Origin of the sequence: Kineosporia sp. NBRC 101677, assembly GCF_030269265.1 — a bacterium.
In the GTDB taxonomy this organism is placed as follows: domain Bacteria; phylum Actinomycetota; class Actinomycetes; order Actinomycetales; family Kineosporiaceae; genus Kineosporia; species Kineosporia rhizophila.
Genome location: NZ_BSTA01000038.1, coordinates 1 through 1,128, shown reverse-complemented (window position 1 = coordinate 1,128; position 1,128 = coordinate 1). Strand labels below are relative to the sequence as shown.

Below are 1,128 nucleotides of genomic sequence, written 5' to 3'. Positions count from 1 at the left end.
CTGCTCATGCCTAGTTGTTCCCGGCCATGACGTTGGTGACGCCGGTGTGGAGCCGCTGTGCTGGAGGCTGGTTCCTGGCAGTGGTGTGAGCTCGATGGTAGTTGTAGTAGATGTTCCAGGTGGGGATGGCCTGCGCGCGTTGGGTTTCTGAGGTCCAGACGCGGGCGTAGAGGAACTCCTTGGCCAGGATCCGGTTGTAGCGCTCGACCTTGCCGTTGTGGCGGGGCGTGAAAGGGCGGATCCGCTGATGGACCGAGACACCTAGGGTGTTCAACGCGCGCAGGAACACACCGGCGCGGTAGCAGGCGCCGTTGTCGGTCACGACCCGGGTGATCCTTTCGATGCCGTGAGCTCGGAACCAGGCGCGGGCGCGGGTCATGAAAGCGATCGCGGTGGCGGCCTTCTCATCGGGCAAGTGCTCGGCGTAGGCCAGGCGCGAGAACCCGTCGATCGCGGTGTGCAGGAACACGTAGCCGGTCCGTACGCCCTTGTTCTGCGAGGTCGTGTGGGTGCGTTGGCGGGCCGCGGGGAGAGGTCTTGTGCTCGGCGGATCCGCGGCCGTGGGCCCGCCAGGCGTCGCCGTCGGGGATGCGCCCGGGCTTCTTCACACCGACGTGGATTATGTGCCCGGGATAGCGGGCGGCGATCGTGCCCGCGGGCTTGCGGTTCGAGGCGCCGGAAGGGTCGAGGTCGCGGCGGCGGTTGATCCCGAGCTTGCGCAGCCAGCGCGCCACGGTCGATTCACTGATCCGGACGCCTTCGCCGGCCAGCTCGATCACGATAGCGCGGGCGGAGAACTTCTTCTCCCGCCGTAGCTCCTCGATCCGGCGATGACCTGCGGTGACGTCGGGCTCGGGCTGGCCTTCGGAGCGCTGAAGCCATCGAGCAGGCCGTCCTCGCCCAGGCGCCGGTAGCGGTTAATCCACTTCGAGAGGCACTGACGGCAGATGTCGGCCTCAGCAGCGACGTGGGCGATCGGACGATGCTCGCAGCGTTCGATCAAGCGCAGGCGTCCGGCCAGGGTCAGCGGAGCACTACGGCGGTGCATGACGGGTTCCTTGGGGTCCTGAGGTGTGTCTTGTGGTGATTCACATCCTCTGCCAAGGAACCCGTCCTCAGTTCACCGAC

At 66.7% G+C, this 1,128-nt stretch carries 1 pseudogene; it reads right to left on the bottom strand.

From position 1 onward, the window contains the following. Positions 1-10: 10 nt before the first annotated feature. Positions 11-1,048, bottom strand: a pseudogene (locus tag QSK18_RS35625) (IS481 family transposase). Positions 1,049-1,128: the final 80 nt, after the last annotated feature.